The organism is Massilia eburnea (assembly GCF_050709955.1).
Classification (GTDB): Bacteria; Pseudomonadota; Gammaproteobacteria; order Burkholderiales; family Burkholderiaceae_D; genus Rugamonas; species Rugamonas eburnea_A.
Genome location: NZ_JBNZFX010000025.1, coordinates 13,097 through 35,098, shown reverse-complemented (window position 1 = coordinate 35,098; position 22,002 = coordinate 13,097). Strand labels below are relative to the sequence as shown.

General features: G+C 57.9%; 20 protein-coding genes and 1 tRNA gene. 7 read left to right on the top strand and 14 right to left on the bottom strand.

All coding sequences use genetic code 11. The annotated features are described in order from the left end of the window. Positions 1-18 precede the first annotated feature (18 nt). Both ACQ4MM_RS13580 and ACQ4MM_RS13575 read right to left on the bottom strand, forming a co-directional pair. Positions 19-741 carry a hypothetical protein gene (locus tag ACQ4MM_RS13580; RefSeq protein WP_431477860.1) on the bottom strand — a complete coding sequence of 241 codons (723 nt, stop codon included), beginning with the start codon at positions 739-741 and terminating at the stop codon, positions 19-21. A gap of 15 nt (positions 742-756) precedes the next feature. Further along, complete coding sequence (locus ACQ4MM_RS13575) at positions 757-1,653, bottom strand: ribose-phosphate pyrophosphokinase (RefSeq protein ID WP_431477859.1); 897 nt, start codon at positions 1,651-1,653, stop codon at positions 757-759. 153 nt (positions 1,654-1,806) lie between these two features. Between ACQ4MM_RS13575 and ACQ4MM_RS13570 the strand changes: the two genes are divergently transcribed. Further along, the gene (locus ACQ4MM_RS13570; protein ID WP_431477858.1) at positions 1,807-2,637 is read left to right on the top strand and encodes an alpha/beta fold hydrolase; all 831 of its coding nucleotides are present in this window, start codon (positions 1,807-1,809) and stop codon (positions 2,635-2,637) included. Here ACQ4MM_RS13570 and ACQ4MM_RS13565 read toward each other — a convergent pair. The 3 genes from ACQ4MM_RS13565 to ACQ4MM_RS13555 all read right to left on the bottom strand — a co-directional run bounded on the left by ACQ4MM_RS13565 (position 2,613) and on the right by ACQ4MM_RS13555 (position 7,641). Beyond that, on the bottom strand, positions 2,613-3,911 hold the full coding sequence (locus ACQ4MM_RS13565) for an MFS transporter (RefSeq protein ID WP_431477857.1): 1,299 nt from the start codon (positions 3,909-3,911) through the stop codon (positions 2,613-2,615). The genes ACQ4MM_RS13570 and ACQ4MM_RS13565 overlap by 25 nt on opposite strands. Beyond that, complete coding sequence (locus tag ACQ4MM_RS13560; protein WP_431477856.1) at positions 3,908-5,209, bottom strand: GH1 family beta-glucosidase; 1,302 nt, start codon at positions 5,207-5,209, stop codon at positions 3,908-3,910. The genes ACQ4MM_RS13565 and ACQ4MM_RS13560 overlap by 4 nt, the downstream gene beginning before the upstream one ends. Before the next feature lie 71 nt (positions 5,210-5,280). Further along, positions 5,281-7,641 (bottom strand): TonB-dependent receptor, encoded by a 2,361-nt coding sequence (locus ACQ4MM_RS13555; RefSeq protein WP_431477855.1) that lies wholly within the window; start codon positions 7,639-7,641, stop codon positions 5,281-5,283. Positions 7,642-7,751: 110 nt separating this feature from the next. On the opposite strand from ACQ4MM_RS13555, the gene ACQ4MM_RS13550 reads away from it, so the two are divergent. Both ACQ4MM_RS13550 and ACQ4MM_RS13545 read left to right on the top strand, forming a co-directional pair. Further along, on the top strand, positions 7,752-9,314 hold the full coding sequence (locus ACQ4MM_RS13550) for a tryptophan halogenase family protein (RefSeq protein WP_431477854.1): 1,563 nt from the start codon (positions 7,752-7,754) through the stop codon (positions 9,312-9,314). Positions 9,315-9,367: 53 nt separating this feature from the next. Further along, a complete protein-coding gene (locus tag ACQ4MM_RS13545) occupies positions 9,368-10,399 on the top strand; it encodes a LacI family DNA-binding transcriptional regulator (RefSeq protein ID WP_431477853.1) in 1,032 nt (343 codons plus the stop codon). A 3-nt stretch (positions 10,400-10,402) separates the two neighbouring features. Here the strand turns inward: ACQ4MM_RS13545 and ACQ4MM_RS13540 are convergent, their stop codons facing one another. Beyond that, positions 10,403-11,488, bottom strand: coding sequence for a M23 family metallopeptidase (locus ACQ4MM_RS13540; protein ID WP_431477852.1), 1,086 nt, complete (start codon positions 11,486-11,488; stop codon positions 10,403-10,405). 126 nt (positions 11,489-11,614) lie between these two features. On the opposite strand from ACQ4MM_RS13540, the gene ACQ4MM_RS13535 reads away from it, so the two are divergent. The 3 genes from ACQ4MM_RS13535 to ACQ4MM_RS13525 all read left to right on the top strand — a co-directional run bounded on the left by ACQ4MM_RS13535 (position 11,615) and on the right by ACQ4MM_RS13525 (position 14,421). Beyond that, positions 11,615-11,704, top strand: a tRNA-Ser gene (locus ACQ4MM_RS13535). Positions 11,705-12,852: 1,148 nt separating this feature from the next. Next, positions 12,853-13,167, top strand: coding sequence for a hypothetical protein (locus ACQ4MM_RS13530; protein ID WP_431477851.1), 315 nt, complete (start codon positions 12,853-12,855; stop codon positions 13,165-13,167). 100 nt (positions 13,168-13,267) lie between these two features. Further along, positions 13,268-14,421, top strand: a protein-coding gene (locus ACQ4MM_RS13525; protein ID WP_431477850.1) for an IS3 family transposase whose coding sequence is annotated in 2 segments (ribosomal slippage) — positions 13,268-13,529 and positions 13,529-14,421 — 1,155 coding nt in all. Because the reading frame shifts where the segments join, the coding sequence is not laid out codon by codon here. Between the two features lie 703 nt (positions 14,422-15,124). Here the strand turns inward: ACQ4MM_RS13525 and ACQ4MM_RS13520 are convergent. Further along, the gene (locus tag ACQ4MM_RS13520) at positions 15,125-15,337 is read right to left on the bottom strand and encodes a hypothetical protein (RefSeq protein WP_431477849.1); all 213 of its coding nucleotides are present in this window, start codon (positions 15,335-15,337) and stop codon (positions 15,125-15,127) included. A 382-nt stretch (positions 15,338-15,719) separates the two neighbouring features. On the opposite strand from ACQ4MM_RS13520, the gene ACQ4MM_RS13515 reads away from it, so the two are divergent. Continuing rightward, positions 15,720-17,486 carry a GmrSD restriction endonuclease domain-containing protein gene (locus ACQ4MM_RS13515; protein ID WP_431477848.1) on the top strand — a complete coding sequence of 589 codons (1,767 nt, stop codon included), beginning with the start codon at positions 15,720-15,722 and terminating at the stop codon, positions 17,484-17,486. A 777-nt stretch (positions 17,487-18,263) separates the two neighbouring features. On the opposite strand, the gene ACQ4MM_RS13510 is transcribed toward ACQ4MM_RS13515, so the two are convergent. The 7 genes from ACQ4MM_RS13510 to ACQ4MM_RS13480 all read right to left on the bottom strand — a co-directional run bounded on the left by ACQ4MM_RS13510 (position 18,264) and on the right by ACQ4MM_RS13480 (position 21,934). Then, entirely contained in the window at positions 18,264-18,788 is a 525-nt protein-coding gene (locus tag ACQ4MM_RS13510; protein ID WP_431477847.1) for a hypothetical protein, read from the bottom strand. After that, a complete protein-coding gene (locus tag ACQ4MM_RS13505) occupies positions 18,785-19,252 on the bottom strand; it encodes a glycoside hydrolase family 73 protein (RefSeq protein WP_431477846.1) in 468 nt (155 codons plus the stop codon). The genes ACQ4MM_RS13510 and ACQ4MM_RS13505 overlap by 4 nt, the downstream gene beginning before the upstream one ends. Further along, the gene (locus ACQ4MM_RS13500) at positions 19,252-19,689 is read right to left on the bottom strand and encodes a hypothetical protein (RefSeq protein WP_431477845.1); all 438 of its coding nucleotides are present in this window, start codon (positions 19,687-19,689) and stop codon (positions 19,252-19,254) included. Before ACQ4MM_RS13500 ends, ACQ4MM_RS13505 begins: the two co-directional genes overlap by 1 nt. 75 nt (positions 19,690-19,764) lie before the next feature. Continuing rightward, positions 19,765-20,184 (bottom strand): hypothetical protein, encoded by a 420-nt coding sequence (locus tag ACQ4MM_RS13495; RefSeq protein ID WP_431477844.1) that lies wholly within the window; start codon positions 20,182-20,184, stop codon positions 19,765-19,767. After that, positions 20,181-20,666, bottom strand: a complete 486-nt coding sequence (locus ACQ4MM_RS13490) for a hypothetical protein (protein WP_431477843.1) — start codon at positions 20,664-20,666, stop codon at positions 20,181-20,183. Before ACQ4MM_RS13490 ends, ACQ4MM_RS13495 begins: the two co-directional genes overlap by 4 nt. A 12-nt stretch (positions 20,667-20,678) precedes the next feature. Further along, positions 20,679-21,572, bottom strand: a complete 894-nt coding sequence (locus ACQ4MM_RS13485) for a gp53-like domain-containing protein (RefSeq protein ID WP_431477842.1) — start codon at positions 21,570-21,572, stop codon at positions 20,679-20,681. Beyond that, positions 21,569-21,934, bottom strand: a complete 366-nt coding sequence (locus tag ACQ4MM_RS13480; protein ID WP_431477942.1) for a putative phage tail protein — start codon at positions 21,932-21,934, stop codon at positions 21,569-21,571. Before ACQ4MM_RS13480 ends, ACQ4MM_RS13485 begins: the two co-directional genes overlap by 4 nt. Positions 21,935-22,002 lie beyond the last annotated feature (68 nt).

Sequence of the window (22,002 nt, the reverse complement as noted above, 5' to 3'; positions counted from 1 at the left end):
AGATTAAAGGTGGGGCGATTAGGCGCCGTTGAGCCAGCTCTGTTCGTGAGCGCGTTCGCGGCGGCGGCGTTCGGCTGGAGAGTCGAAGTCGCGCAGGAACTGGATGTGCTTGCGTTCCAGCGCCAGCATTTCGCGCTCGAGCAAATCGATCTCGGCGCGGTCGGTCGAGTGGTTCATGTAGGTGGCGCGTTCGCGCTGGATCCGTTCCTGCTCATCCTGGATGGTTTGCAAGCGGCCTTCGCAACGCTGCACGGTACGCCGCAGTTTCTCAGGCGTCAGGCCCTGGTCGCGCAGGTCGGTCTGCACCGCCAGATCGCCGCGCATGGCGTTGGTACGCTTTTGCAGTTCGGCGATTTCCGCGTTGACTTCATCGATGGCCCCGGTGTCCTTGGCCGCATAGGCGTTGCGGCGGCGTTCGCCCAGCAGGGCCATTTCCGCTTCCAGCACTTCGTACTCATCGCGGAAAGGGCGTTCGAAATTGCCTAACTGGGTACCGTAGGACTCGAGCTGCTTCTCCAGCGCTACCACTTCAAGCTGCAGTTTGGCGATCGGCATGTCGAAGCGGCGCTGGGCGCGCTCCTCCATCGCCTTGTTGGCCGCCAGCAGGCGTGCCTCGTAGCGCACAGTCGAAAACTTCTTGCGCGCATCTTCCTCATGGGCGGCACGAAGCCTGCGCTCATAAGCGCGGTAGGCTGCGGGCATGCGCAGCTTGCGATACCAGTTACGAATCCAATTCCACATAGGCAGGAATATAGCCTAGGCAGCGCCGCGTGTCATGTCTGCCAGGGGCTGAACCAGCAAGGATGCGACAGGAATGGCGTTGCTGCTGTGTGGCACGGTGTCGCAGCTCGCGGTGCGGGCGACTCCTGCGGCTTGCAAGTCCTCGAAGGCACTGCCCGCGAACAGGGGGTGGACCGCAACGCATACGGGCGGCGGCAGGCCGGCCCGGCGCACATGGCCGACGGCGGCGATCATGGTGCGCGCGGTCGATGCGATATCGTCAACGATGACGGGCGTGTGATGCAGCCAGCGGTCGGTGTCGGGCACAGAGACTTCCACATCATGGTCCCCGCGGCGAACTTTTTCCAGGACGATGAAGTGGCAGCCGGCGCCGCGAGCCACTTCGGACGCCCATTGTTCGCTTTCGGCATCCGGCCCGATCACCAGCGGCCGTTCCACATTGGCTGCGATCCATTGCGATATGGCCGGTGCGGCGCGCACCACACGGGTCGGGATGGTATAGATTTCGGCCAGGTCGTGGTGGCGGTGCAGGTGGGGATCGATCGTCACCATCCAGTGGAATACGCCCGACACCAGGCGCGCAAAGTGGGCGGAGGTAATGCCTTCCCCCGGGTTGAAGATGGCGTCGTGGCGCATGTAAGCCAGGTAAGGCGTGACCAGGCCGACGCTGGCTGCCCCAAGCTCGCGCGCGATGCTGGCGGCGAAATACAGCGGCATGAAACGGTCGTCCGGCCGGTCCAGGGTACAGACCAGGACCACCTGGCGCCCTTTCACTTCCGAGTGGTAGCGCACGTAGGATTCACCGTCCGGAAAGCGCCGCACCTGCAAACTCCCCTGCTCCCAGCCTGACAATACCGACAGCTGCGCTGTCATAGCTTCATTGCCGGGCAGTGCGAACAGGATTGGCGCCATGACGATTCCCCCCTTGATGTAGTGACTTTTATTCTAGCCCCCAGGCCGGGATTTGCGCAATTCATGCATCATTTTTGACAACTCGTCGCAATTCCCCAGTGGCCAACAGTGGCCGCGGCCAGAATCGCTCCTGTTATCAAACTGGAGACATTCATGCCGTTGACTCGCTTCACACTGCCCATGCTGGCATTGGCGCTGGCAAGCGCCCATGCACATGCCGAACCCGAGCTGCAGGACTTGGCAGGCCATAAGATAGAAGTCCTCAAACTCGCCAAGCCCGGCGCCCCGGCCACCGTGGTATTCGAGAACGGTTCGCGCAACACCCTCGACAAATGGAACAAGGTGATCCCGGAAGTAGCCAAGGAGGCGACCGTGTTCGCCTATAACCGCCCAGGCTACGGCAAGAGCGACAAGCCGTCCACGCCACGCGACGGCAAAACCGTGGTGGAAGAATTGCGCCAACTACTGCGCGAACAAGGCTTGCGGCCGCCGTATACCCTGGTTGGCCATTCCCTCGGCGGCCTGTACATGCAGATGTATGCGCGCGCTTATCCGCAAGAAGTCCAGGGCGTGGTGCTGGTCGATTCGCTCTACCCGGGCATCATCAAGAAGCCGCAGGACTTTCCCCTCATGACGCGCATGGCCAAGTACGTTTTCCTGAATTCAGCGATGGAAGCGGAAATCGACCAGATCAACAGTACCGGCCAGGCCATGCTGGCGATGCCGTGGAATGACGATATCCCGGTTGTGCGCCTGTTCAACGTGCCCAAGTCGGCCAGCGCCGTGGCAGTCGACCTGGGCACCGTCAACGACGACGATCAGACCCGCACCATGGTCAGGAACATGTACCCGAAAGCCTGCAAGGTGATCGTCGACTCCGATCACCAGATGCAGCAGGCCAATCCGGAAGTGGTGGTCAACGCCATCCGCGAGGTGATCGGCGCGCGTGACGGAAAGCGTCAACCGGCCTTGCACTGCAGCTGATCGGACTCCTCCACGGTAGGCGCTTCTTCGTGATGGAAAGGCGCATACCAGGTAACGATAAAGGACGGCACGGTCGCCGCCATCACCAGCCAGAAATAGCTGACATAACCCATGGCCTGCTGCAGGTGGCCGCTGACCATGCCGGTCAACATTCCGCACATCCCCATCAGGCCAGTGCCGAAGGCGTAGTGGGTGGTGGTGTATTTGCCGGGCGCCAGCTGCTGCATCAGATAGATCATGAAGCCCACCGAGCCGAAACCGAAGGAAAACTTCTCGACCACGACGCCGGCGCCGATCAGCCACAGGTTGGACGGCTGGTAAATCGCCATCAGCAGGAAGGTGGCGATCGGGATGTTCAGCACGCAGCACAGCGTGAACAGCACCGGCTTCAGGCCGCGTTTCGCCACGTACCAGCCCCCGATCAGGGAACCGGCCAGCACGGCCAGCAGGCCATATGTGCCGTAGACAATGCCCAGCAGCTCGTTGGACATGCCCAGGCCGCCCTTTTCGACCGGATCCACCATGAAGAAGGGACCGATCTTTTCCAGCAGGCCGATCGACACACGGTACAGCAGCGCGAAGGCCACCATGGTCCACACGCCACGCTTTTCAAAGAAGGTCTTGAAGGCGTCGCGCAGGATAAAGCCAGCTTGTGCCAGGCTTTCCGGCGTATCGGCGGCGCGCGCACCATCGGGCATCGCGCGCCAGTGCCAGGCTGTAATCGCCAGCAGCAGGATCGCCACGGCGAGGAAGACGATGCGCCAGGCGCCCAGCCAGTCCATGCCATAGTCCGAATGCAGGCGGCCACTCAGGTAGACCAGCACGCCGGACGCCACCACCGGGCCGATATTCCAGCTCAGGCTTTGCACGCCGCAGTACAACGACTGGCTGCGCGAGCTCAGCGAGGTGACGTACACGCCGTCGCTGGCAATGTCCATGGTGGCGCCGATGAAGGACATGATCCAGAACAGCACCATCATCAATGCCATCGAGCCGGGCATGCCCATGACCAGCGCCACCGCGCCGAAGCCAAGGCCAAGCAGCAACTGGGTGACCAGCACGAAGAACTTCTTGGTGCGGTACATTTCCACCACCGGCGCGAACAGCGGCTTGATGGTGTAGGCCAGGATCAGCATGCTCGAATACTGCGCGGCGCGGCCATTATCCATGCCCAGGTTCTTGAACATGATGGACGTGACGCTGGTCAGCATCATATAGCCCATCGCCATCGCGAAATAGCCGGTGGGCACCCATTGCAGCGGCGAGCGGTTCATGAGCGCTGTACCTTGATGAAGTCGCGGTACCAGTGCGCGCTGTCCTTCAGCGTGCGCTTTTGGGTAGCGTAATCGACGTGGACGATACCGAAGCGCTTGGCGTAGCCGGAATCCCATTCGAAGTTGTCCAGCAGGCTCCACATGAAATAACCCTGCACGTCGACGCCCTGCTGCATGGCGCCGGCCAGCGCGTCGAGATGGCGCGAGACGAAGGAGATGCGCTCTTCGTCGTGATCCGGCGTGCTGCTGGCCATGCCGTTCTCGGTGATGTAGATCGGCGGCAGTTGGTACTCGCCCTTCAGCTTGAGCAGCAATTCGGTCAATCCTTGCGGGTAGATTTCCCAACCCATGTCGGTACGGCCGTTTTCCAGCGGCGGCATGCGCGGCGGATCTTCAGCGCTGCAGAAGGCGCGGAAATAGTAGTTCACGCCGAGGAAGTCGATCGGCTGGTGGATGGCGGCCATGTCGCCTGCCTCCACCTGCGGGGCATTGGCGCCGTGATGGCGCAATGCCAGTTCCGGATAGTGGCCTTTGAAAATTGGGTCCATGAACCATTGTACCGAACGCGCATACTCCACTTCGGCCAGGGCGCGGTCGGCGTCGCTGTCGGTGGCCGGGTCGGCGGTCCACTGGTTCAATACAATGCCCAGCTTCGCTTTCGAGCCGACGGAGCGCATGGCGCTCATGGCCAGGCCGTGCGACAGCAGCAGGTGGTGCGAGACCTGGACGGCGGCTTTGGCGTCGCGCACACCCGGTGCGAACTGGCCGTTGCCGTAGCCAAGATTGGCCGTGCACCAAGGCTCATTATGGGTGGCGATGCTGGCCACGCGGTTGCCGAAGCGGCGCGCCACTTCGGCGGCATAGGCGGCGAAATGTTCGCAGGTGGCGCGATTCAGCCAGCCGCCCTCTTCCTGCAAGGCTTGCGGCAAATCCCAGTGGTAGAGCGTGACGTAAGCCTGCTTGCCTTTCGCATGCAAGGCATCGATCAGGCGTTCGTAGAAGGCAAAGCCGGCTTCGTTCCAGGCGCCCTTGCCGTCCGGCTGCACGCGCGACCAGGCGATGGAGAAACGGTAGGCGTCGACACCGAGGGAGTCGATGATGTCGACGTCCTCGCGGTAGCGGTGGTAGTGATCGCAGGCGACGCTGCCATCGCTGCCATCCTTGATCTTGCCGGGCGTACTGCAGAAAACGTCCCAGATAGAGAGGCCTTTGCCGTCCTCCTGGTTGGCGCCTTCGATCTGGAAGGCGCTGGTGGCTACGCCCCAGAGAAAATCGGGCGGCAGGCGTGTGTCTTTCATTCTTGATTTCGCAGGTAAAAGCTTAGGGATGGCCTGCCCCGGGAGACGAGGCAGGCCGCGTTGCGACGGGCTTAGAAGTCGATGCCCGCGTTAACACCGATGGTGCGTGGAGGCAGGTACTGCGCCACCCACACATTTGCGCCGTTCATGGCACTGGTCTTGATGCGCTTGTCGCTTGCGTTACGCACGAAAACGTCCACCCAGAACTGCTTCGGCCCCTGGTAACGCAGGCCGAGGTCGAACTTGGTGTAGGCAGCTTGCTGGTCTTCCGGGCCCAGGTTGAAAATCGACAGTTCGGCCTTGGTCTCATAGTGCGCCGAAACGCGTGGGATCAAGGTGTCGCCATTCGCCAGGCGGAAGGTGTGCTGGTAGTTCAGGTGAGCCGAGAACTTGGGAGCGTGCGGCATGATGTTGCCGGTGACGTCCAGGCAGTTCGAGTTCAGGTCCGGGCAGAACGGCAGCGCATAGTCGTTGGAACCGGCGACCAGGAAGCCCAGCTTGGTGTGGGTATACGCCAGGGCCAGCGCCAGCTTGTCGTCCGCCGACAGCTTGGCCTGGATTTCCGATTCGAAGCCCCACACCTTGGCGCCGTCCACATTGCTGGTGACGAAGGTATGCGAACCGTCCGGATTGGTGACCGGAGAGCTGAACTGGAAGTCCTTGAAGTTCTCGTAGTACAGCGCATTGTTGATGCGCAGTGCGCCACCCAGGAAGGAGCTCTTGCTGCCGAACTCGTAGTTGGTCAGGGTCTCCGGATCGTAAGTACGGCCGCCGTCCTGCAGGCCGCCGGCCTTGTAGCCGGTGGCGACGCTGGCATACAGCATGTGGTTCTTGTCGATGTCGTAGCTAAGACGCGCCAGGCCGGTGGTCTTGCTGCCTTTGTAGCGGCCATCGTTGGATGGCACGCTCGGGTTGTAACCCTGGCCAGGCTTGGTCGGGTCGATGCTCGGGCTCAGTGGAACCTGCGGCACGGTGGCATCATAGTTCCAGGTATATCCATTGCCGCCTTCGTTGGTGCGCTTGTCCGAGGTGTAGCGCAGGCCGCCGGTCAGGTGCAGGCTGCCGACATTCCAGGTGGCCTGGCCGAACACGGCGCGCGAATCCACGGTTTCTTTTGGCTGGATGAAGGAACCTTGCCATGCCACGCTGCCCTGCTGGGTGCCGTGCATGATCGGGATGTCGAAGCGGATGCCATTGTCTTCCGCTGCGTAGTATGCGCCCAGTTGCCAGTCAACTTCCTTCTGGCCGACCGACTGCAGTTGCAGTTCATGGCTGTTGCTGCTGTATTTCGACCAGACAGTGTTATTGGCCTGGTAGTCGCCGCCGGTGGTGAAGCTGGTTGGCAGCACGCGACCGCCGTCCTGGTCATAAGTGGACGAGCCGGAGAACTTGGAATGGCCCGCAATATAGGTCAGCGACAGGTCCGGGCTCACCGCGTATTCGAGGCGGCTGCGGAACGTATTCACATTCCGGTGCAGGAATGGCGCGGTGTCGATCAGGGCCGACCACTCGTCCTGGCCGGCGCGCGGCGTCTGCATCAGGTTCATGTTCGGGGTGCCGCGGTCCTGGAAGCGCTCGTAGGAGATATTCCACTTCAGGCGATCAGTCGGCTGGTACAGCCAGCTCACGCGCACGCCGCTCTGGTTCTGTGCGTTGTAGCGCGGACCGTTGACGACGTATTGATTAGGGTTGATCGGCTGGAATTTGGCAGGATCGCCACCACCAGCCAGATAGGCCGCCTGCTGGGAAGCGAGCGAAATGTTCGGCAAGGTCTGGTACTTCACGTAGCCGTCGTGCTGCTCGTGGATCACAGCCACGCGCAGGGCGGAGTTGTCGCCGGTCGGCACGTTCAGGGCGGCACGGGCGCCGAGGCGGGCGTAATCGCCGATGCCGCCGGAAACGCTACCCGAGAATTCTTTCAGTTTAGGCTTGACGGTCTGCATATTGACCGCACCAACCGTGGAGTTGCGGCCCCACAACGTGCCTTGAGGGCCGCGCAGGACTTCAATCGCTTCCACATCGAACAGCAGCGCGGTGGCGCCTTCCGGACGCGGCGAATAAATGCCGTCTACGAAGAACGCTACTTCCGGATCGGCATATTCGGTCTTGGCGGAGTCGTTGCCGATACCGCGCATGGTCATGGTGATGACACCGTGGTCGCCCTGGCCTGTGGCCTGGAAGCTTGGCACCAGGTTGGTCACGTCCTGGATGGTTTGCACGTGTGCGTCTTCAAGAGCCGCTGCATCCAGGGCGGTCACGGCCACCGGGGTCTTTTGCAGGGACGTGGTGCGCTTGGTCGCCGTGATCAACACTTCCGGCACGACGGTGGATTCGGTATTTACGGCAGGCGCTGCAGGGGCTTGCTGCGCAGTAGCGCTATTGGCGGACGCGACCAGGGCCAGCACCCCGATCTGGATTGCAGAAAACTTCATGTTGTCTCCGGGTAGTTGTTGTGAAAACGATTTCTTATTGCTTGAAAACGATTTCATGGTACATTTTTAAAAAATAAAAAGTCAACAAATTTTTTAGGAGACGACAAAAAATGGTAGCGATTCCAACACGACGGATACTCATCGTTGGCGGCGGCAGTGCAGGCTGGCTGTGTGCCGCATATCTGGCCAAGATGTTCGGCGACAGCAAGGAAATCACCCTGGTGGAAGCGCCTGAAATCGGCGCCATCGGGGTCGGCGAAGGCAGCTTCCCTTCCCTGCGCGCGACACTTGCAGCGATCGGAATTTCGGAAGCGGAATTCGTGCGCGAATCCAGCGCCTCCTTCAAGCAAGGCATCACCTTCCAGAACTGGCTGCATGGCGACGACCATTACTTCCATCCCTTCTCGATGCCGAGCCAGCGCCCGGGCGCGCCGGAGCTGCTGCCCTACTGGCTGCAAGGCCTGGCCGGCGATACTCCATTCGCCGAAGCGGTCACCATGCAAAAGCGCGTGGTAGATGCGCAACGTGCGCCAAAACGTGCCGGTGATGGCGACTACAACGGCCCGATGAACTATGCCTACCACTTCGACGCGGCGCGCTTTGCCGGCCTGCTGGCCAAACACGCCCGCAAACTTGGCGTACGCCACATACAGGACCACGTCGAAGGCGTGCGACTCGAAATCGACGGCGCCATTGCCAGCGTCGAGACACGTGAGCACGGCGCGCTCACGGCCGACCTGTACATCGACTGCTCCGGCTTCCGCGCGCTGCTGATCGGCGAAGCGCTCGGCGCACCGTTCCACAGCGTGAGCGACGTCCTGTTCTGCGATACTGCCCTGGCCGTGCAGGTTCCGCACGCCGCGCCGGACACGCCAATCGCCTCCGCCACCATCTCCACCGCACATGAAGCCGGATGGACCTGGGACATCGGCCTGCAGGAACGACGCGGCATCGGCTACGTTTATTCCAGCCGCCACACCAGCGACGAACGCGCCGAACAAGTGCTGCGCGCCTACGCCGGCCCGGCCGCAGATGGCCTGGCCGTGCGAAGGATCCCCATGCGAGTCGGCTATCGCGAACAGCACTGGATCAAGAACTGCGTGGCAATCGGCCTGGCCGGCGGCTTCCTCGAACCATTGGAAGCATCCGGCATCGGCCTGGTCGAAACGGCGGTGCATATGCTGGGTGCCCTGTTCCCGCACAACGGCGACATGGCGCCGCTGGCGCGCCACTTCAACCAGTTCATGAGCGAGCGTTATGCCCGCATCGTCGACTTCATCAAGCTGCACTACTGCCTGAGCCAACGGCGCGAACAATTCTGGGTCGACAATTGCGACCCTGCCACCTGGAGCGACAGCTTGCACGACAAGCTCGCCATGTGGCGCTGCCGCCCTCCGCAGCGCATGGATTTCCTGACCGATGTCGAAATGTACCCGCCCACCAGCTGGCAGTACGTCCTGTATGGCATGGATTTCCCCAAGGCGATGCCGCCCCTGCCCGGCCTGGAAGCAATGGCCGATGCAGCACGCCAGGAATTCGCCAATATTGCGGCGGTTTCAATACGCGCAGCGATGGACTTGCCCGACCACCGCGCCTTGGTAACCCAGCTATGCCAGCATGAAAACGCTTTCAGAAAAGATTTTCATGCCATTCGTGCAACAGTGAACCGCTGAGCGCCTGCTGCTGCCAAGTTCTATGGTAATCTCCACTTGAAAAGCATTTCAGAATGAGAAACCTCTTGAACGACCACGCCAATCCCCCCTCGCCAGCCACGCTGACTGACGTCGCCCGCCGCGCGGGCGTTTCACCCAGCACCGTATCGCGCATATTGAACGGCACCGCCAAGGTGGCTGACGATAAACGGCAAGCTGTGCAAGCCGCGATCAGCGAGCTGAATTTCGCGCCCAACCAGATGGCACAAAGCCTGAAGCATGGGCGCACAATGACGATCGGGATCGTGGTGCAAGATATCGCTTCCCCTTTCTTCGACGAGATCCTGCACGGCGTGGACGATGGACTGAAAGGCACCGGCTACGCCTCGGTGATCGTCAGCGGCCACTGGAACGCCGACGAAGAAGCGGAGCGCATCCGCCTGCTGCTGGCACGCAAAGTGGACGGCATCATCCTGCTGACGGGCCGCATGACCGATGCGGCAGTGCTGGGTTTCGCAGCCCAGCGTCCGGTCGTATCGCTTGGCCGCGTGCTGCGCACCAACCGCGCCATCGGCTTTGCACTCGATAATGAGCACGGCGCCTGGCTGGCCGTACGCCACTTGATAGAAATGGGGCACCGCCGCATCGCCCACCTGGCTGGCCCGGTCGAGAACCGCGACTCGGTGGAGCGCCTGGCCGGCTACAAGCGCGCACTGAAAGAAGCCGACATCGTCTTTGATCCAGCCCTGGTCGTGGAAGGCGACCTGCAGGAGGCCGGAGGCCTGATGGCGATGAACCGCCTGTTCGACAGCAACCACCCTTTCACAGCAGTGTTCGCCGTCAATGACCAGACGGCATACGGCGCACGGCTCTTCCTGTACCGCAAAGGCATCCGTGTGCCGGACGATGTTTCGCTGGTCGGCTTCGATGACCTGCCAGGCTCCTCCTACACCACCCCGCCGCTGACCACCATCCGCCAGCCACTGTACGTGATCGGCCAGACTGCCGTGCAGTCCATGCTCGGCTTGATCAACGGCGAGGATGTGGAAGGCACGATCCCGCCGGTGGAGCTGGTGGTGCGTGAGACCACACGGCGTATCCGTTAGTGCCTACGGACGGCGGCGCACCACGTCGCCGCTATCGACCTGCCCTTCTTTGACCTTGATCCAGCTCTTGCCGGTAAGGCGCTCGAAATTATTGAATGGAGATGGCAGTGCGTCGGCGTCAAAACCCGGCGCATTCTTCAGGTCATAATGCAGGTGCACCAGGAAGGCGTCGCCGGAAAAGCCCATTTCACCGACCTTCTGGCCCGCCTTCACGGTATCGCCCACCTTGACCGCCACACTGCCCTGCTTCATGTGGGCCAGCAGGCTGATTTCACCGTTGCCATGGTCGATTTCCACGTGGTTGCCCCACATGATGCTCGGGTCGGCGATGAACTGTTCCTTGCCAAACGATGGCCCCTTACCCTTGGAATTATCCGGGATGGTGGCAACGGCGCGAATCACTTTGCCACCAGCCGGAGCCAGGATAGGTTTGCCCCAGCCATACCAATCTTCATTACGGGAGCCGTCGCCCTTGAACATGCGGCCCTGATCGTCGGTAGCGACGAAGTCATAACTGTAGCGCATGAAGTTGCGCTGCCATTTCAGTGCCTGCGCCATCGGATCAAGCAAAGGCAGGCGGCGATGGTGGCCGTAGAAATCATGGCCGTCGTGCACCAGCACGGGCCCGGAGACCGGTAGCTGCAGTTGCGCTTTCGGTTTGTAGGCGGTTGGCGCCACCGGGACTTCAACCGCGTATTTGGTGTCATCGCCCACGTCGAACTTGAAGGTGTAGCGCAGGCGGGATAAATCCAGCTCCTGAGGGAACGCGAACAGGGGATTGAAAACTAGCTCCGACTTGCCCGGCTCAATAAAGCGGTTTGGCACCACCAACACGCTGCGGCCATTGGCACCTACGCGATACTGCGCCACCAGCTTGCCGGTGTCGCCCAGCACGGATACCTCAACCTCGCTCAATTCAACCTTGTCCTGACTATCATTTTTGACCAGGAAGTCGATGTTCAGCAGTTGTTGGCCCTTGCCCTGCTCAATCAGCGGCTTGGCCGGAGACACGCTTACATTGATCGGATCAGCCATGGCCATACCGGTGGCCAGGGCCATGGCAGCAAAAGCGACGTTGTGCAATTTCATTCAGTCCCCCAAGAGTTTTAGTAGTGCGGCGACTTTACCCGCGACCGGTAGGCAAATGCGGCAATTTGCGACGAACGGCACGATTCTTGGCGTGACCCGCTCCGGGAATGTATAATCCAGCCCTCTGGAAGCGTGGCCGAGTGGTTGAAGGCAGCAGTCTTGAAAACTGCCGACGGTTAATCCCGTTCGTGAGTTCGAATCTCACCGCTTCCGCCAGAAAGTTCAGAGGAGCCTTACATCTGTAAGGCTATTTGCGTTTCTAGTCTATGCGACGGTACTGCTTCCTGTGCGCTAAACGTGGCGCTTCATGCGCGAGTTGCGGAAACGGTTTCCGCAACTCATTGTGGCCAACGCTACCTTGCGTCAATTTTCATTGACGAAGATCACTCTCAAAGCCACTCGCCCAGATTAGCGACGGCTGACATCCAACCGTTGGATCTCAAGCAACCTTGCGATGATGTCGAGTCAGATTAGCGGAGCGAATGTTTGGCCGCTGGGCATTGTGCTGTCGTACATGTCGCCAGGACGTTGGCGATCATTTCAGGAGCACAGCCCCGGTCGAATAGAAACCTGACTGCGGCAAGTCGCGACTGCCTGACAGCGATGGCGATTGCTGCCTCGGCCAAGTGAGTCATGTTATGGTTCGGGCGGTCAGCGCTCATGACATTCCTCCTTTACGGAGTATGCCCCTTAATTGCAGATTGCATGCTTGTATTTTTTACCAAAGGTGCGACGTATGGAGGCGACCAGGAGTAGTGTCGTTTGAATGACGCGGCGCACAGACTTTCGAACGGCTGAGAGAATTTCCATTGCATTGCTTACTCGAGCTGCCTTTGGAACTAAAGCTGGTTTGCGCGCCGCTTCTTTTTACTGCGTCAGCATCATACTTGCAGAAGCAGTATTTAGTCGGCCACTGTCAAGAATCCGCATTGAAGCCTCAGGCACGAGCACCCTAGCGGACAGAAGAAAGCACCTTCGATAGTTGCAGGTCTTTGATCAAAATCAAGCTCTGTAAATGCTTGTTGGCTAGACTGAAACGATGCCTATCTATTTCGACGGTCACCGCCCTGTCCAGGCGTACGCTCGCTACCGCGCAAGCGTTGCTCTTGACCGTCTTTACACCGCGCCTCTCGAAGATCGGCGGTCCGCCTCACATTGGGCAGTGGCATGGCTTCGTTTGTTGGGAGAGTGTGCGTTTGATGCCACGGATTCGCCCGGAAAGGTACCGGCGACCTTCGCCTTAACGTCCCCTTCCAAGTGCTAGGTGTCGATACAACAGGTGTACTAACGGTGTGACTTTCTGTTTGCTACACGGCGTAAGTCGGCGTACTCTGAAGCTGAGATACATGCCGGATGGGGTCAACATGAACAGCACTTTGCTTAGCAGTAACAAAGTTAAAGAATGCATCCGTCGAGTTGAAATTCAGGACGAACAACTTCGACACCTGCGTTTCAAGGTGGAGATCCATGCAACCCGGTTGCTCAAGACGAGCGGCACCGAGCGAGAGCAAGCCTATCAGCTTTATAAGCAAGCGATGCGGCGCTTGCTTTCGTATCTTTCTCTAGCATTGTTGAATAGGTGCTTTGCCATGTGGCTGGCAACTTATCATGATCTGGACCATGTACGAGCTAGAAATACGAAGACGATGGCAGGCCAAGCCGCGAGGCCGTCGCAGTGAAAAGTTTGTCCAAGGGTTTTTCATGGAAATTCGACATTTGGCATTCCCCCGTTTAGACGGACACTTCCGAAAGGTATGATGCCACCTACGGAGGTTTTGTATGAAGCGGGAACGCAGGATTTTCACAGAAGAGTTTAAACGAGAAGCGGTCAAACTGGCGAAGCAGCCCGGGGCCACCAGGTCCGGCATTGCTCGAGACCTTGGTATTGGCCCGAATTTGCTTGGACGGTGGTGCCGTGATGCCGAAGGCATCAGCGATGCCAAGCCTGGTAGCACCGAGAAGGTGTCGTTGGATGAATATGAACGCATGCGTCGCGAGCTGGCTAAGGTAAAGACGGAGCGAGACATATTAAAAAAAGCGCTCGGATACTTCGCTGCCGAGCCCAAGTGAAGTATGCCTTTATCGCCCGCCATCGGGCAGTTTGGCCAACCCGAACCATGTGCCGCCTGCTCGGCGTTTCAGCTAGTGGATTCTACGATTGGCTTGAACGGGCGCCGAGTAAACGTGAAGTAGAAAACCAACGGCTACTGCGCTCAATTCGTATCAGCCACGAAGCAAGCGACAGCACTTACGGTTCGCCACGCGTTGTAAGAGACCTTTGGGACCAAGGCGAAACGTGCAGCGAGAACCGAGTTGCCAGGCTTATGCAGAAGGCAGGGATTATAGGCCGCAAGCGCCGGCGCCGGAACCCAGGCCAAGTCCTTGGCGAAGTTCACACCATCGCGCCGAACCTGCTGGATCGCCAATTTGAAGCTACAGCGCCCGACCAGAAGTGGGCCGCAGACTTCACGTATGTATGGACTGGTGAAGGCTGGCTCTTTGTAGCTGTCGTCCTCGATCTGTATTCGCGGCGCGTCGTCGGCTGGTCGATGCAGCCCACAATGACGTCCCAGTTGGTTATGGATGCGCTGTTGATGGCGGTGTTTCGACGTGGTCGTCCGAAGGAAGTGCTGCATCACAGTGACCAGGGATCCCAATATACGAGCGAAGATTTTCAGAACCTGCTCGAAACCCACTGCATCGTATGCAGCATGAGCCGAAGGGGAAATTGTTGGGACAATGCCGCGATGGAGAGCTTTTTCTCGACACTGAAAACAGAACGGCTAAACAGGAAGCACTACCGGACTCGCGACGCCTTGCGCGCCGACGTATTCGATTACATTGAAAGGTTCTACAACCCGAAACGCAGACACTCAACACTGGGCTACGTTAGCCCGGTACAATTCGAAGCCCAAACACTTAAATGCGCCTAAGTGAAGTGTCCGTCGAATCGGGGGAATGCCAATTTGTTGATTGGAAAGTCAGACGATCCGCTGCAACACTTGCAACGAGCAATAAAGGATTTGATGGAACCTTGATGTACCTCTTGCTCTTTGGTCGCCGTAGTTTTCGTTCCTCGCTCAGTTGGTTTGGCGACAAGCCCGTTTTTGACGGGCCTTTTTTCTGAAGATGCCTGCGAGGTCTAGGACCAATCGGTTCGCTTATGCGGCGTACGATTTGCCGCCGAACCATGGAATGATAGGTGTTATCGCAGAGCAAACCTTATTCGATTTTTGCACTAGACTTCTGCCGCCCTCCGGAGGATGCAGACTCGCGAGATGATGGCGATCAATCAGATATCCGATGATTTGATTTTGAAGCCCGAAACCTGGAAGGACTACGCTGCGCCAATTGTTCGTAAAGGATCCAGTGAACGGGAATTACAGCTTGCGACGTACAGTATGGTTCCGCGCAAACGGATTTGGCCGAGAACCCCAAGTCCAATCAGAAAGAGGCCCGCGAATGCGGGCTAAACCCGAAGGTGGGCAAAGTCTCAAGAATCCCAACGGGATTTTAAAAGTTTGGCATGTGGAGGTAGGGCTCCTTCTATACCAGACATAAGTCGGTAGTCTTTGCACTGAACCTACACCCAATTTGGGTAGCGCGCTGTGCCAGAATTCACATTCAGAAGCAGAATCAGAAGCTATTTTTAACATTGCGCGGTAACTTCTCGCGCTGAGAAGCAAGCTTGCCTTCAGTCAGCACGTTCTCTTGCAACTGTCTGCTGTTGGATGCGGCCCTGAAGAACTCTAACTCATCTTTCAGCCCGTGCCAGGTCAAGTCTGAGTTAGTACAAATGATCGCCAGCTTATTGGCGACTTCCCCAACATCGCACTGCCCGGCAACCAAACATTCGCTCCGATAAGCCGAAAAGTCAGCGTCCTATCGAATCACAAACATGTAAGGTAAGGGAAGAAAAAACTCCTACGATACTCAGCGCAACAACCAACATGAATGCGGCTCCACCATGATTGTGAACTTGCAGGGTTTCATGGGCAAATGCAAAGCAAGTGAATACGAACACCAGGGACGTGCAAATCTGAATTGTAGTGGCTCAAACTTGATCTGACACTGCCTTTCAGATGAGGTAGAGTCGCCATTTGACCGAAATCAGCCAGGATCGGACTTTCGGTGTGCGCCACGAGTAGCTTTCGATGCTGCTGTACCAATTATTGCGACATTTCTCAAGTGAAGCGGCAGTTCCACGGACAAAATTGAAAGAATATAAACAATGAGTATTGCTCCTCGTGGCATGAGTATTCAAGAAGCTTATCGACTATATCGAGAAGATAAGTTGGTCGTTAACCGGAAATATCAACGAAAACTGGTATGGACTCTTGAGGAAAAACAAAAGCTGATTGATAGCATATTAAGCGACTATCCTATTCCTCTGGTTTTACTTGCAGAGGTTCAGTCACCGAACGGAGTATTCTACGAAATCATCGACGGCATGCAGCGTTTGAATGCTATTGTCGCGTTTATTGAGAACGAGTTTAGTGTAGCCGATAAGTTCTTTGATGTTGATCAATTTGCGCGTGCGCGACAGGCAGCTGAGGCGGGGAAATTCAATCGAGTAGAGTTCAGCAGTTTTTTGACACCAGCATTATGTGCTAATTATTTGGATTATCAGCTTGCGGTGACCACGTTCCCTACCGTAAGCGAAGCTCAAGTTACTGAAGTTTTTGCGCGTATAAACTCTGGCGGGCAACAGTTGAGTTGGCAAGATCGACGTCAAGCAGGGAAAATCAACGAATTCTCATCGTTGATTCGACGGCTCGCTTCCGAAGTTCGCGGCGATGCATCTAGGGAACTTCTCCCACTTAGTGAGATGCCAGATATCAGTATTGACACGGCCCGTCGCGGACTGGGGTATACCTTGAAAGCCGAAGATATATTCTGGTGCAAACAAGGGATTCTTTGGACTAAACAATTGCGAGAAAGTGAAGATGAAGAGATTCTCGCGGACATTTGCGCCTCGCTGCTAGAGGGCCAGCCCATAGCGCGGAGCAGGGAACTTCTCGACGCCATATATGACGACAACTCTCCCGAGCATTTGGACATAGGGCTGAAGCTCACGGCGTATGGTTCGGACCGACTGTACGAAGAGGTTAAGGTTACCTTGTCAGTGCTGAGAGAAACCGTGGAAACGTACAGCGACGCAGTGAATGCGTTACGCACGGCTATTAACCCAGGTTCAAACAATCCGATAAAGGCGTCCTTTTTTGCTTTGTTCATGGCGTTTCATGACCTTGTCATCGTCGAAGAAAAAACTCCTTGCGAGGCAGAAAAGATCTTGCAATCAATCGGCGGTCTGCAAAAGGCTATGATCAGCACAGCAAAATACTCAAAGACGGAAGACCGAGTAAAAAATATTGATAAAACAAAAGGACTAATCCAGCGGTATTTTGTTAAAAAAGATCCCCCAATGCTTAGACACGGCGCGGGATTGGCACTTGACTTCGAAAACGCAATGCGACGTTCGAAAATTGAAACGGGGCGTTACGAGTGCAAACAGGGATTGGTTAATTTGAGCGCAGATCGCAAGGCAGACAAGGCGTTCGAATTGACGTTGCTTCAGACAATCTGTGCGATTGCAAATGTTGGACCGGATAGTAGCGGTTTCTTATTCTTGGGTGTAGCAGATAAGGAAGCTGATGCCAAGCGTGTGAAAACACTGGATGGAATTGAAGCGATTAAGATCGGAAATCGGTTTGTTGTCGGCATAGATCGTGAATTGCCGATCTTGGGAATCACATTGGAAACCTACGTGAAACGCTTGAGCGCGATGGTTACACAGTCAGACCTCTCTGAGGTTCTAAGACATCAAGTATCGTCCCAGATTGATACCGTAACTTATAAAGGACTTTCAGTCATTCGATTTAGAATACCGCCGCAAAAGGGCGTGTCTTTTTTAGGGGAGCGTGCCTATATTCGGGACGACTCCTCAACTGTAGAGGCCAGTGGAAAAAAATTGTTGGCGGTCAGCGCATTGTTCTAACGGCCGAGGTGATCGGAACTGCGCGTTTATTGCCGCCGTATAGTTTCGGGGCGCAGTCACCGTCTGCTTTAGGAAGCAGCTTCCCCCCAACTGACACTAGATGTCAGTTCAAGTTTGAGCTAGTACATCTGAATAGACCGCCTGATTGCCGCAGCGTCGCCCTTTCGTTTGAGTACCATGGCAACGGCGCAGTTTGGTGCCAACAGAACGATCAAAAGTTCGACTATCATCTCAAGATAGATTGGCATGCGGGGCACTTTCAATTGATTCGCGAATGCCAGGAGCGTATCAGCAAAAACCCTTCAAAATACTAACGATTTCTTTCACTTTCCACCGCGCTTCAAAGTCTTTCCACTATAGCAGCTCACGTTTCCGAACTTCCGGCTTCCGCCCCCCCAGAACAGGCGCCTGCATGGGCGCACTCTTGGCGCCATGCAGCCGTCTACGCGCAGCTACCGAAGAGTTTGTGCAGACGTCTACACAAACTACTTTCCGAGAACTAAAATAAAGCCATCCAAACAGCAAAAACATGCTTGAGGTGGAATATGGCTGAAACAGTAAACGACTCTCGTCGACGCGATGAAACCACAGCGGAGAAGGTCCAATGCGGTATCGCCCTACTCCATATCTCTGGCAGACACGAAGCCTTGCGATACCTAGCCAACTGTGGAATCGACCGCACGATTATTGAACGTGTGCTTGGGTTCCCCACGCAACGGCGCCAGTTCGGGAAACACTCCCTCGCCGACCGGCGCGCCTAAGCGGGAGATTGCCGAGTCATTTGGTTATGACTCGCTGCTCTCCGTAGAACTCTTGGAGGCCGATCGCTTTTGCGCGCCAGGCGAGGCATGCTGTTGCGTTGAAAGCGTCGGTTTCTGCGACTTCAGCAAGCGAAACTCCGGCGGGGTCGCGGTCAGAGCTGGCGGCAGGTCCGGCAGGCTCACCTGCCCAGGCGGCGTCATGTGCCCGCACGAAGCCAGCATTAATGCGGCACTCAGCGTTATCAGCTGCAGTGACATAGACAGGCACTTGTTTCTCAATTACTTCTCCCTTCAGGTAGATTTTCTGGATGCGGTCGCGGTACTTGATTTCGGTCTGCACCACCACCTTTGTTTGCGCACGCCCAACCGCCACGGTACGGGCAGCCTGTGCCGCCAGGTAGTCGGACATGGCGTCGGCACCACGCCGCGCTTCCTGCAGGCGCCCAACGCCGTACACGGCGGCGCACAGGCCGGCGATAGCAAACCACTTGAACCACAAAGGCAGCACGATGCCCTGCAGACGCCCAAGCGCCGCCATCATGCCGGCACCTGCGAAGGCAATATGTCGAAACGCGCCAGGTTGCGGCCTCGCATGATCGCGATCAGCTTGTCCGCGTAGGCCGGGTCCGTCGCGTAGCCGGCAACGGCAGCAGCGCGCGCCCAGCCCTCGCCGGACTTCTCCAGGAAGCACTTTCGATACCGCGGATTCTGCTGGAAGAAATCGGCGTGATCCTGGATGCAGTGCTGCCAGTTCTCGTAAGCACGGAAGGCGCATTTGACTGGTGTGCGCACCTTGTTGATGAACTCGTGCGTGTCGACCAGCACCGTTGCGCCTTTCCAGACAGGCCCAGGCTTAACGCCGAAAAGGTTAAACCCTGGCGCTCGCGCGCCCCAGCTCGACTCCAGCGCAGCCTGTGCCAGGGTGAAGCTGACAGGGATGCCACTGGCGCGCTGGCAGGCTTGCGCAGCCGGCAGCAACTGCTCGATGAATTTTTCAGGTGTCATTACAAAGCCCCCCTTACCTCTTTCACGGCCGCAGCCGCATCTTGCACGATCTCGGCTAGGTCTTTTCCTCGGCGACGGTCGAACCAAAGGACCAGAGCGCCCAGGATCCACCAGGCCGGAAGACCAGCGAGGACGAGGATCGGTGCGGAAACAAACAGGACGCCTATCTCGGGTCGTAGGCCATTCAAGACCGCCATTTGCCCAGCGGACGCAAACAAGCTCGGCCACCAGCTGTGGACCGCGATCACCAGGAATGGCCCGGCGACAGCTGACGCGAGCAGCGTGCAGGCGAAGCGGATAGCGGCCTCCTTAAGCGACTTGGGCCACATGAACAGGAAGGCCAGGCCGGTTGCGGCGGCACCGGCCAGGACCGGCACGCCATAGATCTTGATGAGGGCGCCGCCGGCAGTCGTTTCGATTGACATGTTCTCTTTCATTGAAGTTTTAGGACAAATTGATGGGGGGTAGTCGCGAGCTGGGGCACCATGCAGCGCCCCAGCCAACCAACTGATTCAGCGGCGATCTGGCCGCTGGTCGACCAGGATGCGAACATGCTGGCCACTAGGGTCGAAGGTATCCAGCAGGTTCTTTGCAAACCAGATCGCGAGGCCCTTGCGCCATCCACCTTCCGCGTTCGCGTGGCGCGTCAGCCGTTGTGTAACCAGGAACTCGCGCGGTAGCTCAAGGAACAGTGCGGATACGGGAATCACGTTGACCAGGCAATCCACCAGAAGGCCGACGTACAACAGCGGCAGGCCAAGGCGGTATGCGGCGGGTGTGATCGTGCCGTTGTCTCGGGCGCGCTGCAGGTTCATCACGGCCAAGTACAGAATCCACAGCAGGTAGAACGAGGCCACGGCCAGGACGAGGAAGCCCAGGGCGAAGGCCACTACATGCGGGAAGTACCACAGCAAGGACAGGAGCGCGCTCATTGGGACACCTGATTGAAAGCGGTACGGACGGCGAGCGGTACTGCAGCGACGATTTCCTTGTAGCGAACTTTCACCGCTTCCTCGAGCTTCGCCAGGCTCTTGGTGTTCATGGCAGACGAGACTAACGGGCAGCTCGGGAGATCGAGCAGCGATTGGCGTGCCAGGGCGATCGCGTTGGCGGAACTCATGTCTCCGGCAATTACCGCCGCCATGCCGATGCCAGCCAGGCGGTTCAGGATGGCTTCGCGTGTTTCGCGCACTTCGGTCATGTATGCCGAGGCCGCGTCCGCGAATGGCAGCGGCGACGGCGCAGTAATCACCAGTTTTCCGTTGACGAACGCGAACGAATGGCCAACAGGGCGTGCCATGGCGGCATCGTAGTCTTCCTGCAGGACTTCGATCACGTCGATGGGAAGCTTGTCGCCATAGTCGATATCCAGTGGATAAAACGCACCAGTGCTGGGGGAAAAACGTATCTTCATATTGATTAGTCCTTAGTATCCGAGTGCGATCCACTGAATCAGCACGCCGCTGGCTTGGGCCAGAACATTTCCAGATGTCGCGCCAACCGCCTGGCCCATTGCCCCAACGAATCCCGCGCTACTGTTGAATACTGAACACGTGAGCGCAAAGGCCGTCGTGGGAAATGCGATTGGGTAGTTGAACGACACCTGCGTATTAGCGACAGATGTCACCTGCCCCCACTGAATAATCAGGCCGCTGGGCAGCTTCTGGTATCCACTAACGGCCAGGGAAGCGGCAAAGTCGGCATTCTTCGACATTGCAGCGGTTGCGCTGATGACTTGCCAGGTCGTCGTCGAAACAGCGACAAACGTTGCTGACTGGCCGGGCTTAATAGACATCGCGCCGTCATTCACCGAAGTAAAGTTAATGGCTGCCCCATTTCCAGCAACGATCGATCCTGTGTAGCCATTCCCAAAGACGGTCACGGCTTTCCCAAGTGGAATGCCAAGGCTAGCTGGTGTTGGCAGAGTCAGCGTGAACCCTGCTGCGCTGAACCAAAGGGCTTGCCCAATATCCGCAGATGTCAAGGAGCGCGATGCGGCGATACTGGAATAGTTGGAGAAGCCTCCCATCTCCTGCTGCACAAAGGCGCAAGTGGCGGGCTTGGTCGTACGATCGCCAAGCACAGCCGTTTGAAAGACCCCTGCCGCACGCAGCGCAGCAAGCAACTGGGCGCGGTTGCTTCCATCCAAAGCGAGACCCGCCGCTTCGATGATCGCGCACAACTCCTCCTGGACGCTATCGAACCAGCTATCCTCCAGGTCCGTCGCAGGAATGCCTGCAACGGCATTGCCGTTTGTAAAACCGTGCTTACCCGCACCAAATTTATCGACCGATTTGGTCGCCGTTGAAATCCGCTTCATGCGGCCCCTCCATAAGAAATATAGATAATTGAGTGAGCAGGCTTGTACTTCGCCAGCAGGCAGGCAAGACCAGCGTCGCCCCACGATGCGAGCGGCTCGTTCGCGCGCGCGTTCACGTTCAAAAACTTCACATTGACCGCCACCGGCACATTGACCCGCCAGGCGTAGCGCCAACCGCCCTGGTTCAAGCCAGCGCTGCATTTGCTGCCTGCGCGAAACGGGTGGAACTCGGTGATCGTGCAACCTGGGTAGCCCATCGACGCCATCAGGGAAATAAAAAAGGCGGTCGACTGACCGCCCTGCCTGGCTAACTTTTGATGCACCCGCCGCCTTCGCTCCGCAACGTTCGTCGCCGGCGCCAGGCATTCGTCCCGGAAGGCCTACGTTGCGCTCCCAGTCATCCAACAACTGGCTGGCTTCGCGGGGGGCG

Bases quoted from the DNA above. Each gene is read 5' to 3' on its own strand.
- ACQ4MM_RS13530 (WP_431477851.1), top strand. From the start codon at position 12,853: ATGAACAGCACTTTGCTTAGCAGTAACAAAGTTAAAGAATGCATCCGT.
- ACQ4MM_RS13510 (WP_431477847.1), bottom strand. From the start codon at position 18,788: ATGATGGCGGCGCTTGGGCGTCTGCAGGGCATCGTGCTGCCTTTGTGG.
- ACQ4MM_RS13580 (WP_431477860.1), bottom strand. From the start codon at position 741: ATGTGGAATTGGATTCGTAACTGGTATCGCAAGCTGCGCATGCCCGCA.
- ACQ4MM_RS13545 (WP_431477853.1), top strand. From the start codon at position 9,368: ATGAGAAACCTCTTGAACGACCACGCCAATCCCCCCTCGCCAGCCACG.
- ACQ4MM_RS13570 (WP_431477858.1), top strand. From the start codon at position 1,807: ATGCCGTTGACTCGCTTCACACTGCCCATGCTGGCATTGGCGCTGGCA.
- ACQ4MM_RS13560 (WP_431477856.1), bottom strand. From the start codon at position 5,209: ATGAAAGACACACGCCTGCCGCCCGATTTTCTCTGGGGCGTAGCCACC.
- ACQ4MM_RS13555 (WP_431477855.1), bottom strand. From the start codon at position 7,641: ATGAAGTTTTCTGCAATCCAGATCGGGGTGCTGGCCCTGGTCGCGTCC.
- ACQ4MM_RS13495 (WP_431477844.1), bottom strand. From the start codon at position 20,184: ATGAGCGCGCTCCTGTCCTTGCTGTGGTACTTCCCGCATGTAGTGGCC.
- ACQ4MM_RS13490 (WP_431477843.1), bottom strand. From the start codon at position 20,666: ATGAAGATACGTTTTTCCCCCAGCACTGGTGCGTTTTATCCACTGGAT.
- ACQ4MM_RS13500 (WP_431477845.1), bottom strand. From the start codon at position 19,689: ATGAAAGAGAACATGTCAATCGAAACGACTGCCGGCGGCGCCCTCATC.
- ACQ4MM_RS13485 (WP_431477842.1), bottom strand. From the start codon at position 21,572: ATGAAGCGGATTTCAACGGCGACCAAATCGGTCGATAAATTTGGTGCG.
- ACQ4MM_RS13505 (WP_431477846.1), bottom strand. From the start codon at position 19,252: ATGACACCTGAAAAATTCATCGAGCAGTTGCTGCCGGCTGCGCAAGCC.
- ACQ4MM_RS13575 (WP_431477859.1), bottom strand. From the start codon at position 1,653: ATGGCGCCAATCCTGTTCGCACTGCCCGGCAATGAAGCTATGACAGCG.
- ACQ4MM_RS13540 (WP_431477852.1), bottom strand. From the start codon at position 11,488: ATGAAATTGCACAACGTCGCTTTTGCTGCCATGGCCCTGGCCACCGGT.
- ACQ4MM_RS13550 (WP_431477854.1), top strand. From the start codon at position 7,752: ATGGTAGCGATTCCAACACGACGGATACTCATCGTTGGCGGCGGCAGT.
- ACQ4MM_RS13565 (WP_431477857.1), bottom strand. From the start codon at position 3,911: ATGAACCGCTCGCCGCTGCAATGGGTGCCCACCGGCTATTTCGCGATG.
- ACQ4MM_RS13515 (WP_431477848.1), top strand. From the start codon at position 15,720: ATGAGTATTGCTCCTCGTGGCATGAGTATTCAAGAAGCTTATCGACTA.